The sequence below is a fragment of the Halosimplex halobium genome (assembly GCF_051414055.1).
In the GTDB taxonomy this organism is placed as follows: domain Archaea; phylum Halobacteriota; class Halobacteria; order Halobacteriales; family Haloarculaceae; genus Halosimplex; species Halosimplex halobium.
Genome location: NZ_JBLKNX010000003.1, coordinates 1 through 14,461 on the forward strand (window position 1 = coordinate 1; position 14,461 = coordinate 14,461).

General features: G+C 70.7%; 12 protein-coding genes. 11 read left to right on the forward strand and 1 reads right to left on the reverse strand.

The genetic code is table 11. From position 1 onward, the window contains the following. Positions 1-562 precede the first annotated feature (562 nt). The 11 genes from ACMGFG_RS03195 (at position 563) to ACMGFG_RS03245 (ending at position 12,800) form a co-directional block, all read left to right on the forward strand. The gene (locus tag ACMGFG_RS03195; protein ID WP_436928910.1) at positions 563-1,462 is read left to right on the forward strand and encodes an ABC transporter ATP-binding protein; all 900 of its coding nucleotides are present in this window, start codon (positions 563-565) and stop codon (positions 1,460-1,462) included. After that, positions 1,459-3,477, forward strand: coding sequence for an ABC transporter permease subunit (locus tag ACMGFG_RS03200; protein WP_436928911.1), 2,019 nt, complete (start codon positions 1,459-1,461; stop codon positions 3,475-3,477). The genes ACMGFG_RS03195 and ACMGFG_RS03200 overlap by 4 nt, the downstream gene beginning before the upstream one ends. A gap of 106 nt (positions 3,478-3,583) precedes the next feature. Next, a complete protein-coding gene (locus ACMGFG_RS03205; protein WP_436929205.1) occupies positions 3,584-4,645 on the forward strand; it encodes an ABC transporter permease in 1,062 nt (353 codons plus the stop codon). 94 nt (positions 4,646-4,739) lie between these two features. Continuing rightward, complete coding sequence (locus tag ACMGFG_RS03210) at positions 4,740-5,714, forward strand: aldo/keto reductase (RefSeq protein ID WP_436928912.1); 975 nt, start codon at positions 4,740-4,742, stop codon at positions 5,712-5,714. 79 nt (positions 5,715-5,793) lie between these two features. Further along, a complete protein-coding gene (locus tag ACMGFG_RS03215) occupies positions 5,794-6,528 on the forward strand; it encodes a PH domain-containing protein (protein ID WP_436928913.1) in 735 nt (244 codons plus the stop codon). Continuing rightward, the gene (locus ACMGFG_RS03220; protein WP_436928914.1) at positions 6,525-8,288 is read left to right on the forward strand and encodes a PH domain-containing protein; all 1,764 of its coding nucleotides are present in this window, start codon (positions 6,525-6,527) and stop codon (positions 8,286-8,288) included. The genes ACMGFG_RS03215 and ACMGFG_RS03220 overlap by 4 nt, the downstream gene beginning before the upstream one ends. 109 nt (positions 8,289-8,397) lie before the next feature. Further along, on the forward strand, positions 8,398-8,820 hold the full coding sequence (locus ACMGFG_RS03225) for a DUF6199 family natural product biosynthesis protein (protein ID WP_436928915.1): 423 nt from the start codon (positions 8,398-8,400) through the stop codon (positions 8,818-8,820). A 105-nt stretch (positions 8,821-8,925) separates the two neighbouring features. Next, entirely contained in the window at positions 8,926-9,720 is a 795-nt protein-coding gene (locus tag ACMGFG_RS03230; RefSeq protein ID WP_436928916.1) for an ABC transporter ATP-binding protein, read from the forward strand. After that, entirely contained in the window at positions 9,717-11,186 is a 1,470-nt protein-coding gene (locus ACMGFG_RS03235) for a hypothetical protein (RefSeq protein WP_436928917.1), read from the forward strand. The genes ACMGFG_RS03230 and ACMGFG_RS03235 overlap by 4 nt, the downstream gene beginning before the upstream one ends. 100 nt (positions 11,187-11,286) lie before the next feature. Next, positions 11,287-12,096, forward strand: coding sequence for an HAD-IIA family hydrolase (locus ACMGFG_RS03240; protein WP_436928918.1), 810 nt, complete (start codon positions 11,287-11,289; stop codon positions 12,094-12,096). A gap of 119 nt (positions 12,097-12,215) precedes the next feature. Beyond that, positions 12,216-12,800 carry a DJ-1/PfpI family protein gene (locus tag ACMGFG_RS03245; RefSeq protein WP_436928919.1) on the forward strand — a complete coding sequence of 195 codons (585 nt, stop codon included), beginning with the start codon at positions 12,216-12,218 and terminating at the stop codon, positions 12,798-12,800. Between the two features lie 33 nt (positions 12,801-12,833). Here ACMGFG_RS03245 and ACMGFG_RS03250 read toward each other — a convergent pair whose 3' ends face one another. Continuing rightward, positions 12,834-14,327, reverse strand: a complete 1,494-nt coding sequence (locus ACMGFG_RS03250) for a PQQ-dependent sugar dehydrogenase (protein WP_436928920.1) — start codon at positions 14,325-14,327, stop codon at positions 12,834-12,836. Between the last annotated feature and the right edge of the window lie 134 nt (positions 14,328-14,461).

Sequence of the window (14,461 nt, forward strand, 5' to 3'; positions counted from 1 at the left end):
GACCGCATTCGACGGTGAGTGCTGAAAGCCCTCGACGCGCTCGCTAGCAGTCGACTCGACCGCATTCGACGGTGAGTGCTGAAAGCCCTCGACGCGCTCGCTAGCAGTCGACTCGACCGCATTCGACGGTGAGTGCTGAAAGCCCTCGACGCGCTCGCTAGCAGTCGACTCGACCGCACTCGACAGCGAGTGTTGAAAGCCCTCGGCGCGCTCGCGGTCGCTGAGCGGGATATCCGCGCTCTCCGCACCGCCCGCGCGGATAGGGCCCGCTCAGGCGACTGAAGTGGACGCGAGCGCGCCTCGCCCTTTCAGTCCGCCAGGACAGCACCGCAACCGCACCGCAGACGGCCACGAGCCTCCCCAGCCGATTCGCGACACGCGAGTCGCGAATCCCTCGCGCGGCTACGGTCGCGCGCATGAAAGCGCGCTCCAGCGCGCGCCGACCGCACCGCGACCGTCCGTCACGGGCACCGAAAGCCCCACAGTTGGTCGTTCGTGCCATCCCCAGATCCGATAACGGGGGACGAACCTATACAATCCCCCACCCGCAAGGGTCGGTCGAATGATCACGGCCCGCGACCTGCGCAAGGAGTACGGCGGCTTCGTCGCGGTGGAGGGGAGCACGTTCACGGTCGAGGAAGGAGAGGTCTTCGGCATCATCGGCCCGAACGGGGCCGGGAAGACGACGACGCTGAAGATGCTGGCGGGGCTCGTCGAACCGACCGACGGCGAGGTCTCCGTCGCCGGCTACGACGCCGACGAGACCGAGATGCGCAAGCGGCTGGGCTTTCTCCCCGAGGAGTCGCCGCTGTACGAGGAGATGACGCCCGTCTCGTACCTGCACTTCTTCGCGGACCTCTACGACGTGCCCGACGGCGTCGCCGACCGGCGGATCCACGACACGCTCGAACGGCTGGAACTCGACCACCGCGACCGCCCGCTGGGCGACATGTCCAAGGGGATGAAGCGGAAGGTCGCCATCGCGCGGTCGCTCATCAACGACCCCGACGTGCTGATCTACGACGAACCCGGCAGCGGCCTCGACCCGCTGACGACCAACTACATCATCGACTTCACGCGCGAGCTGGGCGAGCAGGGCAAGACCATCGTCTTCAGCGCTCACAATCTCTACCACGTCGAGAGCATCTGCGACCGCGTCGCCATCATGAACGAGGGCCGCATCGTCGCCAAGGGCGACCTGGACGAACTCCAGGCCGAGTACGGCCGGACGGAGTACCACGTCTACACGACCGTCGAAGTACCGGATAGCGCCCGCGAGAACGGCCACTACCGGCGCGTCGTCGAGAGCATGGATGCCGTCGACGAGACCCGCGAGGCGGCCCGCGAGGCCGGGGGCGAGGTCGTCGACATCCGGACCGAGGAGTCCAGTCTCGAAGAGGTGTTCCTCAACGTCGCCGAGTCCGACCCCGAGGCCGAGCGGACCTCGGGGCCGCGGCCGTGAGCGGCGCGCCGCCGGTCGACGGCGACGACGCCCCGTCCGAGGGCGGTTCGTCCCACAGTCGCCGACTCGCCCGCTGGCTGCGTACGCGCGTCGAGAACGTCGCCCGGATCGCCCGCTGGGAGGTGACGAAGAACGCGGGCGGTGTCGACCGGCGGACCGCCGCCATCGCGCTGCTGGCGGTCCTGGGACTGGGCGCGATGGCGCCGGTCGCGGTGAGCCAGGGCGTCGCGCTCGACCAGGGGATCTACCGGGTCGGCGTCGTCCAGGAGGACCCCCTCTACGACCCCGTCTACCTCGACCCGACGTTCCGGGTACAGGACCCGAGTTCGGCGGCCGTCGAGGCGGGGTATCAGGAGATCATGATCGTCGGCCCCCAGGTCCGCGAGTACGCCGACTCGACGAAGGGGCGGGCCGCAGTCTCGGAGTTGCGGTCGACCGTCAAGCGGTACAACGACGGGATCATGGACACCGAGGACAACCAGTCGGCGGCGTTCCCAGTCGTCGTGAACCTGACCTACGTGGACCGCGATTCCGCTCGCGTCACTGCCTCACAGACGCAGACGATCCCGATTCAGACCGACGAGAACGACGAGGCCGGGGACGGCGACGGCTCGGCCGGTGAGGGGGGCGACGGCGGGGACGGAACCGGCGGTGAATCCGCGGACGGCGCCGCCGACGAGACCGACGGATCGGCGGGCGGTGACTCCGGCGACGGCGGGAGCGGCGGCGACGGCTCCGACGGCGTCACGCGGCCGGGCGAGGGTTCGAACGTCGCCGGGTCGAGCATCGGCGCGCGGCTGACCGGCGGGAGTTCCACCGGTGCGCCGTCGGACATCACGCCCCCCTTCCCCTTCCGGTCGCTCGTGCTCGCGTTCGTGTTCGTCCTCCCGCTGAACTTCGTGATCCAGGCCTACGGGTCGACGATCCTCAGCGAGCGGATCAACCGCCGGGGCGAACTCCTGCTGGTCGCGCCCGTCTCCCGCGGGGACATCATCGTCGGGAAGACGCTGCCGTACTTCGCGGCCGCTATCGGCGTCGCGGCGGCGATCACCGTCGCGCTCCAGGCCGGCCTCGGGCTCGCCGGCTCGGTCGTCTCCGTACTCGCCATCGTCCCGCTCGCGCTCCTCTTTCTCGCGGCGACCTTCCTCGGCGCGATGTTCGCGCGGTCGTTCAAGGAGCTGACCTTCGTCACGGTGACGATCACCGTCACGCTCACCTCCTACGCGTTCGTGCCGGCGATCTTCACGGACGTGACGCCCATCGCGCTCATCTCGCCGCTGACGCTCGTCGTCCGGGACCTGCAGGGCCAGGCCATCGGCCTCGGGCAGTTCGTCTTCTCGACGCTACCGCCGACGCTGACGGCGCTGGTCTGTTTCGGACTGGGCGCCGGCCTCTACCGCGAGGAGGACATGTTCACCCAGCGGCCGATCCCCTACAAGGTACTCGACGCGCTGGCCGGGCCGATCAAACGGCGCCGCAGCGTCGCGCTCGTGACCGCGGTCCTGCTGCCGTTCGTCCTCGTCGCCGAACTGGTCGTCGTCGCGTTCGCGTACCCGCTCTGGCAGGCGGAGCTCCCGGTCGGGATCATCGTCGTCGCGCTGCTCGCCGGCATCGCGGTCGTCGAGGAACTCGCCAAGAGCCTCCACGTCTACGCCGGCTACGCCCACGCGCTGTTCGACGACCGGCTGCGGACGGCGCTGGTCGTCGGCGCCTTCAGCGGCCTCGGGTTCTTCCTCGCGGAGAAGCTGACGCTGATCGTCCGACTCGCCGACCTGCAGACGCTCCCCGTCGGCCAGGCCGCGATGGGCGAGCAGGCGCTCGTGGCGACCGGCGTCTCGCTCCCGTTGCTCGTCGGGGCGCTGTTGCTGGCGCCGCTGGCGCTGCACGTCGTCACGGCGTCGATATCGGCACTCGGCGCTCGCCGGGGGCCGCGCTCGTACGCGGTCGCCCTCGCCGTCGCGGTCGTCGTTCACGTCGCCTACAACCTGACGGTGGTGAGTACCCTTGTCCGGTGAGGACGCGCCCGCCCCGCAGCCGGGGTCGGCGGCTGCCGAGTCCGGCGACGGGCCGAGTATCGGCGCGCCGAGCGACGGGGAACCGAGCGGCGGCGACGACTCCGCAGTGCGGTCGCTGCTCGCCGACCCGCGACTCACCATCGCGAAGCGCGACCTCGCCTCGCTCAGCCGCGAGAAGACGATCGTCCTCGCGCTGTTGATCCAGCTGTTCGTCGCCGCGTTCTCGTCGTTCCTCGTCGTCGGGCTCACGTCGCTGTACAGCCCCGGGTCCGTCTCGGCCGGGGAGGTCGTCCTCGGCGTCGCCGGCGAGCACGACGACGCGCTGGTCCGCGCGGCCAACGACCAGGAGGGCGTCCGCGCGATCGTCTATCCGAACCCCGACGCCGCCCGCGACGCCTACCACGACGGGAGCGTCCACGCGACGCTGCTGGCGACGGACTCGGGCGACCGGATCGACGTGGCGGTGATCGCCCCACAGGAGAGCATCGAGACGACGCTGATCGTCGACCAGGTGCGCACGCTGCTCGAATCGGTCGAGCGCACCGAGCGGATCGCCCGCGCCGACCACCTCGACAACTCGCCGGTCCCGCTGCCGGAGGACGTGGACGCCAGCCCCTACTTCGGGTTCACCTACACGGTGCTGGTCCCGCTGCTCCTGTTCCTTCCGCCCTTTATCAGCGGCTCCGTCGCCGTCGACGCGCTGACCGAGGAGATCGAACGGGGCACGCTCGAACTCCTGCGGGTCGCGCCGCTGTCGCTGGTCGACATCGTCGACGGGAAGGCCCTGGCGATGGTCCTCATCGCGCCCGCACAGGCCGCGCTGTGGATCGGCCTGCTCGGGTTCAACGGCATCGCCGTCTCGAACGTTCCCCAGATCCTGCTCGTCGTGACCGCGCTGACGACGCTCGTTGTGACGCTCGGGCTCTCGCTGGGCGTGCTCACCGCCAAGCGCCGGCAGGCGCAGCTACTGTACTCGGTGCTGGTGATCTTCGGGTTCGGCCTGCTGACGTTCGCCCCCGAACACCCGGCGACGACCGTCGCGAAACTCGCGGTCGACAGCTCGACGGCGACGACGACGCTGCACGTCGCCGCCTACGCCGTCGCCGCGGTCGTCCTGTTCGTCGGCGCCCGCCGGCTCGTCGCCCGGACCGACCCCGAGGGGCTCTGAGCCGTCGGAGCGGCCGACCCCCGGTCACAGCCGGAGAGCCGGCGACAGCACCCGGGGAACCCACCTTTTTGCGCCGCGACGCCCTCCCTGGCGTATGGAGTACACCACACTGGGATCGACCGGCGTCGAGGTCAGCCGCATCTGTCTCGGGTGCATGAGCTTCGGCTCGTCGGACTGGCGCGAGTGGGTCCTCGACGAGGAGGAAGGGATCGAACTCGTCGAACGGGCCCGCGACCTGGGCATCAACTTCTTCGACACCGCCAACATGTACTCCCGGGGCGAGTCAGAGCGCGTCCTCGGGAAGGCGCTGGAGGGACACCGCGAGGAGAGCGTCGTCGCGACGAAGGGGTTCTTCCAGATGGACGACGACGACCCCAACTCGGGCGGCCTCTCGCGGAAGGCCATCGAGCAGGAACTCGACAACTCCCTCGACCGGCTGGGGATGGACACCGTCGACCTCTACCAGATCCACCGCTGGGACTACGACACGCCGATCGAGGAGACGCTGCGGGCGCTCGACGACGCCGTTCGCCGGGAGAAGGTCCGGTACGTCGGCGCCTCGTCGATGTGGACCCGCCAGTTCGCCGACGCGCTGCACACGAGCGAGCGGCTGGGCCTCGAACGGTTCGGGACGATGCAGAACCACTACAACCTCCTCTACAGGGAGGAGGAGCGGGAGATGCTGCCCTACTGCCAGCAGGAGAACGTGGGCGTCATCCCCTGGAGTCCCCTGGCGCGGGGCTACCTCACCCGCCCGCACGAGGAGTACGACGCGACGACGCGAGGCGAGACGGACGACTACGCCCGCGAACACCCCTACTTCGAGGGCGGCGGGAGGGAGATCAACGAGCGCGTCGAGGAACTGGCCGACGAGTACGGCGCGACGATGGCCCAGATCGGGCTGGCGTGGTTGCTCGACAAGGAGCCCGTCGACGCGCCCATCGTCGGCACGACGAGTATCGAACACCTCGAACAGGCCGTCGAGGCGCTCGACATCTCGCTGTCGGAGTCCGACACCGAGTATCTGGAGGAGCCGTACGAGCCGGTCCGGGTGTCGGGGCACGAGTGAGGACTGCGGACCGACGGCCCGGAGCGGTCCGCGTACGGGGCCGATACCACTAAACCGCGCCCGGCCCACGACTGAGGCGATGACAGATCCCCGCGACGACGGCGACGAGGCGGACCCGCCCCCCGACGGCGCCGCGCCGCCCGCCGAGAGCGTCTCCGCGGACGCCGAGTCCGTCGAGGGCGACGCCGACACGGAAGCGCCCGGCGACACGGCGACAACGTCGAATCGGTCGCCGGCCGACCACGAGCCCAGGGAGAGCGACGACGGCCCGGCATCCGGGGAGACGGACCGGCCGGTCGCCGAGTCCGTCGAGACGCCGGGGGAATCCCGGACGCTGCACCCGAAGGTCCGGATCGAGTGGATCGTCGGCCCGCTCGTCGGCGCCCTCCTGACTGCGGCGGTCGCCGGGTTCATCACCTGGGCGGTCGCGGCCGAGTACCTCCCCTACGACCGGACGAGAAGCGCCGTCGCGGTCGGAGCGGGGCTGTTCCTCCTGTTCGCGGTGTACGGCGCCGTCCGCGCCGTCTTCCTCTACCGGTCGTGGCGCTACGTCGTCCGCGAGGAGTCGCTGTACCTCACCCGGGGTGTCCTCACCAAGGTTCAGACCGTGGTGCCCTACGTGCGCGTCCAGCACATCGACACCCGCCGCTCGGCGTTCGAGCGGGTGCTCGGTCTCTCGACGCTGGTCGTCTACACCGCCGGCTCCCGCGGCGCCGACGTGACGATCCCCGGACTCACGCCCGACACAGCCGAGGACCTGCAGTCCCGGCTCGAACGGCTCGCGATCGCCTCCGAGGACGAAGACGCAGTATGAGCGACGACCGCCCGACCGACGACTCGCCAGCCGACATCCCGCCGGGCGACGGCCCGGCGGCCGACGACGCCCGGCCGGCGGACGCGGACCGCGAGACGGTCGGCGAGGCCGCCGCCGAGGAGGCCGAGAGCGCCGGTCCCTCGGCGGTGACGCCCCGCATCGAGGGGCCACAGAAGCTGAACGCGCTGACGATCCCCTACCAGATCGCCCAGCAGGGGATCAGCATCGTCGTCGCCATCTTCATCTTCGGTGGGGGTGGCGTGTCGGCGCTGTTCGGGTCGGGCCGGAGCCTGCTGGCGATCGGCGCGGTCGTCGCCGTCGTCCTCGGGATCGCGGCGTTCGTCGGCTACTTCGTCGCCCGCTACCGCCGCTTCGAGTACGAACTCACCGCTGACACGTTCGACATCCGCTCGGGCGTGCTCTCGCGGCGCAAGCGGGAGATCCCGCTGCGGCGCATCCAGAACGTCGACATCAGCCAGAACGTCGTCCAGCGCGTGCTCGGGATCGCCGAGGTCGGCCTGGAGACCGCCGGCGGCGGCGGGACGGAAGCGCAACTGCAGTACGTCGGCGTCGACGACGCCGAACGGCTCCAGTCTGAGATCAGCCGCCTGAGCCGGGCGGCGAAGGCCGAAGACGGCGAGACGACCGCGACCGACGAGGAGCGCTTCGAGACGGTGTTCTCGATCACCGACCGCGAACTCGGGATCCTCGCGCTGATCTCCGTCGACCTCCGGCTCGCCTCCCTCCTCTTCTTCGGGGCCTCCATCTTCGCGCCGTCGGCGGTCTCGATGGCCCAGCCGGACAACTGGTGGGAGTACGGGTTCGGCCTCGACAGCCTCGTCGGCGCGTTCCTGGGGCCGCTGGCGGCGCTGGCGGCCGTCGTCGTGCTCGCGCTCGCCTCGGGCGTGCTCAACGCCGCCCGCTACTACGGGTTCCGGCTGGACCGGGGCGAGGAGGAACTGCGCTACGAGCGCGGGCTCCTCCAGAAGTACCGCGGGACGATCCCCCTCTCGAAGGTCCAGACGCTGACGCTGGAGGAGAACGTCCTCGCGCGGGCGCTTGGCTACGCCGCGCTCACCATCGAGACGGCCGGGTACACGCCGACGAGCGGCGAGTCGAACGGCTCCCAGTCGGCGGTCCCCGTCGCCGAGCGCGACCGCGTCGTCTCGCTGGCGCGGTCGCTCGAACCGTTCGACGACTCCGGGCTCGAACGCCCGCCCAAGCGCGCTCGACTTCGATACGGCTTCCGCTACGCCATCGGGCTCGCCGTCGTCGTCGCCCTGCTGTACGCCGGCACGGCGTTCACCGACTTCCGGCTGTACTGGTACGTCCCGCTGGTCACCCTCCCGCTCGTGCCCGTCGCGGCCCACTACAAGTGGAAGAACCGCGGCTACGCGCTCGGCGACGAGCACGTGATCACCCGCAACGGCTTCTGGGTCCGCCGGCAGAAGGTGGTCCCCTACCACCGCGTCCAGACGGTCTTCAGCTCCCAGACCGTCTTCCAGCGGCGGCGCGACCTCGCGACGGTCACCGTCGACACCGCCGGCTCCCAGAGCCTCATCGGCCAGGACGCGAAGGCCGTCGACATCGACGCCGGGACCGCCGAGCGGATCCGCGAGGAGGTGTCCGACGAGCTCTACGGGGCGCTCGCACGGCGTCGGCGCCAGGGGCGCGAGCGCTCGGGCCCCACCGGCGTCGGCGTCTCCGACACCGCCGGGCCGGGCTTTCCCGGCGACGAGAGCGGCTCCCCAGGCGACTGACCCGCCGTCGCGGTGGCGAGACCGGGCCGGTCCGGGCCGGCCGTCCGTCGGCCGACGGGGATTGCCGCTTCTCGTGCATTGACGGACCGCCGACCCGAACGATCGACGGATGATCCCCGCAGGACTCCGGAAGGTAGCCTACGCGTCGATCGCCCTCAAAGGACTGTTCGCGACGGTCGCGCCCCGCCTGAGCGCCCGCGTCGCGGCGACGATGTCGCTCCCTGGCTTCGAGAACACCGGCGAGCTGGAGCCGACCGACTGGTACGTCCGCGCGGTCCGGGCGACCGGCGTCGGCATGCTCGCGGCCGGCGCCACCGCGCTCCTCCTCGAAAGCAGGGCGGAGGTCGCCGCAGATGAGGAGTCGGTCGGAAGTGACTTCGACGGGATCGACCGGATCGACACCGACGCCGGGGACTCGCCCGACGGCGAGACTCCAGACGTGGACGGCGTCGACGTGATCGGCGACGACGGAGACGACGAGGACGAAGCGACCGACATCGACGCCGCGGACGGCGACTCGACCGACGAGTAGCGGCACCCCCGCTTCTGACAGTCGTTCCGAAAGTCCAAATCACTATACGGGCCGGCGGTCGATATCGGACAGCTATCGGGCGCTGCGGGCCCGACGGAGACACACATGCCTGCTATCGAGACCGAGGACCTGACGAAGCGGTACGGGGACGTGACGGCGCTGTCGTCGCTCTCACTCGCCGTGCCGGAGGGCGAACTGTTCGGCCTGCTCGGCCCCAACGGCTCGGGCAAGACGACGACCATCGAGATACTCACCGGCCAGCTCGACCCCACCGGCGGGACCGCGAGCGTGCTGGGCCACGACCCCGTCGACGACCCGCTGGCCGTCCGCGAGGCGGTCGGCATCCTCCCCGAGCGCGAGGACCCCCCGAGCTTCCTCACGCCCCGTGAGTACCTCCAGTTCGTCGGCGACGTGCGCGACCTGCCGGCCGTCGACGACCGCATCGCCGAGTGGGCCGACCGGCTGGGCTTTGCCGACACGCTCGACACCATCTCGACGGACCTGTCGGAGGGCGAGCGCCAGCGCGTGATGCTCGCCCAGACGTTCATCCACGAGCCCGACCTCGTGTTCATCGACGAGCCGCTGGTCAACCTCGACCCGATCATGCAGGCCGAGGTCAAAGACCACATGCGCGACTACTGCGAGCGGGGCAACACCCTCTTTCTCTCGACGCACTTCCTCGAAGTCGCCGAGGAGCTGTGTAGCTCCGTGGGCATCGTCCGCGACGGCGAACTCGTCGCCGAGCGCGACCCTCGCGACCTCGACGGCGGGGAGCAACTGCTCGACTACTTCCGCAGGGAGGTCGAGCCCGAGGTGGGTGGGACAGCGACCGGGAGCGGTGCCGCCGCCGGACCGGCGGCGACTTCGGCCGGGGGACCCTCCGGCGAGTCCGAGCCATGAGCGGCGCGGACGCGACGACAGCGGACCCGGGGACGACGGACTCACCGGAACCGAACCGCCGCGGCGGCCTCTCGACGCGGCTGCTCGTCCGGATGATCCGCGAGGAGTGGCGGCTGCAGGCGGAGCTGTTCGGCGACCGCTTCGCCGCGTTCCCGTTCGTGATCGCCGTCTTCGGCGGCCTGGGGGTCTGGTTGCTGACGGTGGCAGGCACCTCCATCGACGCGGTCGCGGCGGGGCTGCACGGCCTGGTCTTCTTCTTCGGGCTCCAGACTGGGACCATCGGCCTCGTCGGGCGGGACGCGCTGCGGGACGTGCTGGGCGACATGACGCTGCTCGTGTTCTCGGCGCGAACGCTCCCGGTCACCTGGCGGCGGTTGCTGGCGGTCTTCGTCGTCAAGGACCTGCTGTACTACTCGGCGCTGTTCCTCGCGCCGCTCTCGGTCGGCTACGCCGCCGTCGCGCTCTCGGCGGGCGAGCCGGCCGCCCGCGTCGCGCTGCTGTGGCTGACCACGACCGGCGCGTTCGCCCTCGGCGTGGGCACGAGTCTGACGCTCACCGGCGTCGGGACCCGGAGCAGGGCCGCCGTGCTCGCGCTCGTCCTCGCGGTCGCCGCCGGCCTCCTGACGGGTCGACTCGACGCGGTCGCGCTCTCACCGTACGGGTTCTACCTCGACCCGTCCCTCCGGTCGGCGGTCACCGGGTTCGGGCCCGCGCTCGCGCTGGCGGTCGCCGGGCCGCTCGCGTTCGAGCCGGTCGAGAGCGGCGGCGCGCGGTCGGCGCCCCAGCGGTACGAGCGGGTCCGGTCGGCGATCCGCGACGGCGACGGGGTCGCCACGCGGACGCTGCTGGAGGTCGCCCGCTCGTCGGGGTCGGTGTGGAAGGTCCTCTTCTCGATGGGCGTGCTGTTCGGCGTCACCGTCCTGCTCGTCCGGGAGGTCGCGAGGGCGACGACCCTTTCACCGTCCTACGGCATCGCCGTCGGAACCCTGCTCGGACTGGGCGCGTTCACGACCTACAGCTGGGTCACGCAGTTCGACTCCGCCGAGGAGTACCTGCGCCTGCCGCTCTCGCTGTCGGCCGCGTTCGCCGGCAAGCGGACCGCGTTCCTCGTCCTCTCGGTTCCGGCGGGGCTGGTCTATCTCCTCGGCTCGCTGGTCTGGCTCTCCCCGGTCCAGGTCGCGGTCGGCGCGGTCGTCTTCCCGCTCGTCGCGGTGTACGTCTTCGGGGTGACGGCCTACGTGACCGGATTCTCGCCGAACGAACTGCTCTTCGACACGCCGCTGTTCGTCGCCTTCGGCGCGGCGCTGGCGGCGGTCGCCGTCCCGCTGGTCGTCGCCGCGCTCGCCTACACCGAGGCGCCGACCGTCGCCGTCGGCGTCTCTGTGGGTGTCTCGGCCGTCGCCGCCGCCGTCGGCGTCGCCCTCTCGGAGCGCGCGGGGCCGCGCTGGGGGCGGAAACTGCGGTGACGCGGCGGTACAGACCGCTGACCGCCGGTCGTCGCACGGTGCCAGTCTCCGACCGGCCCCCTTTTGCCGCGACGGCCCTAACCGCCGGCCGAGCCACCGAATGTCCACCACGTCCGACTCCGACACCTTCGACGACGTGCGCGGCGTCGTCCTCGACCTCGACGGGACGGTCTACCGCGGCGAGGGGGCCATCCCCGGCGCGGCCGAGGCTGTCGCGACCCTGCGCGAGCGCGGGATCTCGGTCTGCTTCTGCTCGAACAACCCGACGAAGACGCCCGCCGAGTACGTCGACCGCCTCGCAGGGATGGGGATCGAGGCCGACGAGTCGGAGATACTTCCCGCCTCGACTGTCACGCGGGACTACCTCCGGGACCACCACCCGGAAGAACCGACGTACCTCCTCGGAGCGGACTCGCTCGCCGAATATCTCCGGGCGTCCGATCAGCACCTCGTCGACGACCCGCGTGATGCCTCTGTGTTCGTCGCCTCGTGGGACGAGCGGTTCGACTACGGCGACATGCGCGCGGCGCTCGCCGGGATCGACGACGACACCGCCTTCCTCGGGACCGACCCCGACCGGACGATCCCCGCCGAAGACGGGTTCGTCCCGGGGTCGGGTGCGGTCATCGGCGCCGTCGCCCGCACGGTGGGGCGGGAACCGGATCGAGTGCTCGGCAAACCCTCCCCAGAGACCGCCGAGGACGCCCTCTCCCGCCTGGGTGTGCCCGCCGAGCGCTGCCTGGTCGTCGGCGACCGCCTCGACACGGATCTCCGGATGGGGGCCGACCACGGGATGGCGACCGCCCTGGTGCTCACCGGCGTCTCGACGCAGGCCGACGCCGCCGACAGGGCGGTCGACCCCGACGCCGTCCTCGACTCGCTGGCCGACCTGCCGGCGCTACTCGACTGACCGCGAGAATCCCCTTCGATGCCGAATAGGCGGCGCTCGGGTCCGGATTCCGACAGGTCGAGATACGCTTATGCTGTCGGGAGACTAACCACTACGCGGACTCCGAGGGGTCTACCACCATGGCGAAGCTACTGCTCATCACCGGCGACTTCGGGGAGGACTACGAGGTAATGGTACCGTTCCAGGCGCTGCAGGCGGTCGGCCACGAGGTCGACGCCGTCTGCCCGGACAGGGAAGCGGGCGAGACGGTCAAGACCGCGGTCCACGACTTCCGCGGCGACCAGACCTACCTGGAGGAGCGCGGTCACGACTTCGAGCTGACGGCGACCCTGTCGGCGGTCGACCCCGCCGACTACGACGGGCTCGTCCTCCCGGGCGGCCGAGCGCCGGAGTACATCCGCAACTACGACGCCGTCATCGACGCCGTCGAGCACTTCTTCGACGAGGACAAACCGGTCGCGGCCATCTGCCACGCGATGCAGATTCTCGTCGCCGCCGACGCCGTCGAGGGGCGGACCTGCACGGCGTACCCGGCGCTGGAGGCCGACGTGCGCGCGAGCGGCGGGGAGTGGGCCGAAGGTGTCGTCACCGACGGCAACCTCGTCACCGCGCAGGCCTGGCCCGACCACCCCGAGTGGATCGCCGCGTTCCTCGACGTGCTCGGCACCGATATCCAGCACGGCGAGCCCGTCACCGCGGACTGACCGCGGTTTCGTCGGTTGTCCTTTTTTCGACCGCTACGCTCCCGTCAGCCGGAACACCGCTCCGCTCTCGCCGGACACCTGCCCGCTGGCAGTCGTGCAGACGAACAGTTCGCCGTCCGGGTTGCGCCCGAACGAGAGGACCATCGGGCCGAACTGTTCGTCCGACTCGACGGAGACGGTCGTCGTCGGCCACAGTCCCTCGTCGGTCTCGCGGGCGGCGAACAGCCGTCCGCCGGCCCGCCAGTCGGCGAATAGGTAGTGCCCCCGGAGGTCGGGCATCGCGTCGCCGTCGTAGCGGTACCCGCCGATGACGGCGATGCCGCTCACGTCCGCGCCCCCATGGGGGTACTCGATCACCGGATCGCGTAGCGGTCGGCCGCGCGGGCTCTCCGACGGGCAGTCGTCGGCCTGGAAGCAGTGGGTCGCCTCCCTGACGTTCCAGCCGTAGTTGCCGCCCCGTTCGACGACCGATACCTCCTCCCAGGCGCCCTGTCCCACGTCGCCGACGAACAGGCGACCGTCCGGACCGAAGGAGAACCGCCAGGGGTTCCGGAACCCCCAGGCGTAGTGCTCGTCGAGCCCCTCGCTCCCCACGAGCGGGTTGTCCTCCGGGACCGCGTAATTGCGGACGGGGCCGTCCGGGTCGGCTCCTCCGTCTCCACCGCCGCCGCCCGTCGGCGTTCCCGCCGTCGACCCCTCGCCGTCCACGTCGATCCGCAGCATGCTCCCCAGCAGGTTCTCGGTCACGTCCTGGCCGTTGCCGCCGCCGACGGCGTCGTACCAGTCGTCGACGTGGCCGACGCCCTGGTCGTTGGCCCGCCCGCCGTCGCCCGTCGCGACGTAGAGGGAGCCGTCCGGCCCGAACGCGATTGCGCCGGCGTTGTGGTTCCACTGCGGTTCGGCGATCTCCATGACGACCCGCTCGGAGTCGGGGTCGGCGGTCGCCGCGCCCGGCTCCGCGCGGAACTCCGAGAGGACGAACGTGTGGGAGTAGTCGTCGGGGACCCACTCGCGGGGCGGCGCGCTGTAGCGGACGAAAAACCGCCCGTTGTCCGAGAAGTCGGGGTGGAAAGCGACGCCGAGCAGCCCCTGTTCGGTGTAGCCGCTCACGTCGACCATCCGGTCGGACACGTCCAGGAACGGCTCCTCGCGGAGACTTCCGTCCTCCTGCAGGTAGACCTGACCGGTCTGGTCGACGACGAATCGCCGACCCGGCTCGGGGATAGCGAGCGCCAGCGGCGAAGTGAATCCGGAAGCGACGCGCTCGGCCCCGACCGTCAGGTCCCCGAAGGCCGCCGTCCCTGTCGAGCCGTCGCTGTCCGTCTCTGATCCGTCGGTGTCCATCGAGCCGTCCGTGTCGCCGGCGGTGTCGTCGTCCGGTTCCTCGGTCGCTGTGTCGTCAGGACTCGACGGGTCGCCCCCTGTTCCCACACGGTCCGAGTCAGTCCCGCACCCCGCGAGACCCCCGGTCAGCGCCAGCCCGCTCACCGCGAGCGCTCGCCGGCGCGTCAGTCTGTCGTCGGTCATGGGCCGACTTTGCGCTCCAGTGATAGGTATCTTGGGTTCGGGTGGAGGAGGTGCTGGCGACGGCCGGCGGACCGACGAGGCGATAAACGAGCAACTCGTTTGAAGATGTGAATCTCGAACCTTTTTTACGGACA